This window comes from Vibrio sp. V42_P2S4T144 (assembly GCF_009904715.1).
GTDB classification, from domain to species: Bacteria; Pseudomonadota; Gammaproteobacteria; order Enterobacterales; family Vibrionaceae; genus Vibrio; species Vibrio alginolyticus.
This window is the reverse complement of record NZ_WXWS01000123.1, coordinates 1-2,311: the sequence shown is the minus strand read 5'-3', so window position 1 is coordinate 2,311 and position 2,311 is coordinate 1. Positions and strand designations below refer to the sequence as shown.

Below are 2,311 nucleotides of genomic sequence, written 5' to 3'. Positions count from 1 at the left end.
GTTATTGAGGCATCACCTGTACTCAATGTGAGAAATGGGGGCCAGTCATCTCCAGTTATTCTCCGTCTTCACGAATTAAGTTCGCCAGTATTGTTCCGAAGCTTAGATTTCTTTGCCTTGTTTGAGAGCGATAAAGCGTCGTTGGGTGATGAGTACATCAAACGTTACGAATATCAAATACAGCCAGGTGGAAAAGTTCATGAAATGCTAACGCTAGACCCTGACACTCGTGCCGTCGGTTTTTCAGTGGCTTTTCGTGATATTGATGGTTCGTCATGGCGAAAAGTGGAAGTTATTGAAGAGAAGAGCGAGTACTACATCAAGCTCAAGTTAGAGGGCAGTGAGTTAATTTCTGATAACACTCGCGGCATTGAACAGGTTTACTTTTAAGGGATAGAAACATGTCTTTATACAATCCAGTTGTTTGGCAAGATGGAATGTTCATGAAGCCGCAGCATTTTCAACAACTCGATCGTTCGCAAAGTAAACTATCGAACCTACTGAGTGCCAATGCATCGCCTTTGCATTGGGGAATTAAACGTTTAGAAATCAACTCTCAGTTACTAGCACTGGGTAAAATCGGTATTACTCGTGCTGAAGGTATTTTACAAGACCGGACACCATTTGAGCTTCCGTTGCTTGCTGAGCTGCCTGAAGTGAAAGATGTAGATCCTTCGATTGCCGATAAAGTCGTTTATTTGTGCTGTCCGTTACCATCGGAACGTTCTGAGTTATTTGGTACCAAAAAAGACGGTGCGCGCTATACGATGGAATCTCAAGAAGCGGTTGACGCTTGTTATGATTCGGAAGACATGGCAAATATCGTCGTCGGTAAGCTTAACTTTTGCTTAATGTACGATCATGAAGATAAGAGTGCTTACACGTCTATTCCGATCTTAAAGATCTCAGAAGTGAAGCCTGATGGCAGCGTGATCTTAGATGATAGTTTCATTCCTACCTGCATCGATATTCATGCGTCGACAGTACTGAGTAAATTTGCGACCGAGTTTGCTTCTATGTTGAAGCATCGCGCGGAATCGATAGTTCAGCGATTAGGGGTGGTGGATCAACAAGGCGTATCATCGGTTTCTGACTTTATGCTATTGCAAGCGCTCAACCGATACGAACCCTTGTTTTGGCATTTCGCAAGCACAGAAGCTGTGCATCCTGAGTCTTTGTATCGAATTCTTCTTCAGGCAGAAGGTGAGCTTTCGACGCTGTGTTCAACGACACGCCGACCTATTGAGTTTACTAAGTACAATCATGGTGATCTTACTAGCTGTCTTTCTCGCGTCCTAGACAGTGCGAAAATGACATTGAGCGTGATGTCTGAGCAAAGAGCAATTCCACTGACCTTAAAAGATCAGAACTATGGCATCAGAACGGCAGCAATCCCTGACAATAAGATCATTGATACGACAACCTTTATCCTCGCAGTTAAAGCCGACGTGACCTTGGATGTTCTGCATACCCAGTTTGTCAGCCAAACGAAGATCGGCTCTATCGATAACATACGTGACTTGATTAACCTTCAACTGCCTGGGATTGAGATCAAACCAATGCCAGTTGTGCCACGCGCGCTGCCGTATCACGCTGGCTACACCTATTTCGAGCTCGATAAAACGGGCGAAGAGTGGATGGCATTGAAGAACACTGCTGCGATTGCGATTCACGTTGCGGGCGATTTCGCTAACTTATCATTGCAACTTTGGGCCGTTCGTCTATGAGTTACGCAGAAACCGACGTCACCGTAGTCTTATTCCAACCAGAGCCTGGCAAACCAATGGAGGTAATGCCAGCGCCTGACTTGTCGAGAAACATCGCAGTACAAGATCTATCTATCGACAACATGGGTATTAACCCGCTAGTGGACCAGTTCTCATGGTTGATCGCCAGTCTGTCTTGTATGTCTTCGATCCCTTGGCTTGATGACCCGATGCCATTTCGTGAACAAGTGGCACGTGAGATTCGAAAAGGCGAACGAAAACTTAATGAAATGGAGCTCGATCGTGCTTCGGTTCTTGTTATTCGTTACTGCTTGTGTGCGGCGATTGATGAATCTGTTTGTCGGCAAGAATGGGGAGCAAATAGTCACTGGAGCCAGAACAGCTTACTGTCTGAATTCCATAACGAAACATCTGGTGGTGACAAGTTTTTCGTTATTCTCGACCGCTTAAAAGCCGACCCTCGCAAATACCGTCACGTTATAGAGTTTCTCTATTTATTGCTTCAACTTGGTTTCCAAGGCAAGTACGGCCGTGAAGAGCGTGGCAACGAAAAGTTAGCGGAAATTGGCAGCACCATTTATCGA

The 2,311-nt window shown here is 45.2% G+C and carries 3 protein-coding genes; all 3 read left to right on the top strand.

The genetic code is table 11. The annotated features are described in order from the left end of the window. Positions 1 to 390: type VI secretion system lipoprotein TssJ (tssJ, locus tag CAG68_RS04110; RefSeq protein ID WP_161440813.1), on the top strand; the 390-nt coding region annotated here is incomplete at its 5' end. An 11-nt stretch (positions 391 to 401) separates the two neighbouring features. Beyond that, on the top strand, positions 402 to 1,727 hold the full coding sequence (gene tssK, locus CAG68_RS04105) for a type VI secretion system baseplate subunit TssK (protein WP_086047485.1): 1,326 nt from the start codon (positions 402 to 404) through the stop codon (positions 1,725 to 1,727). Next, positions 1,724 to 2,311: type IVB secretion system protein IcmH/DotU (gene icmH, locus CAG68_RS04100; protein WP_161440812.1), on the top strand; the 588-nt coding region annotated here is incomplete at its 3' end. The genes tssK and icmH, both read left to right, overlap by 4 nt.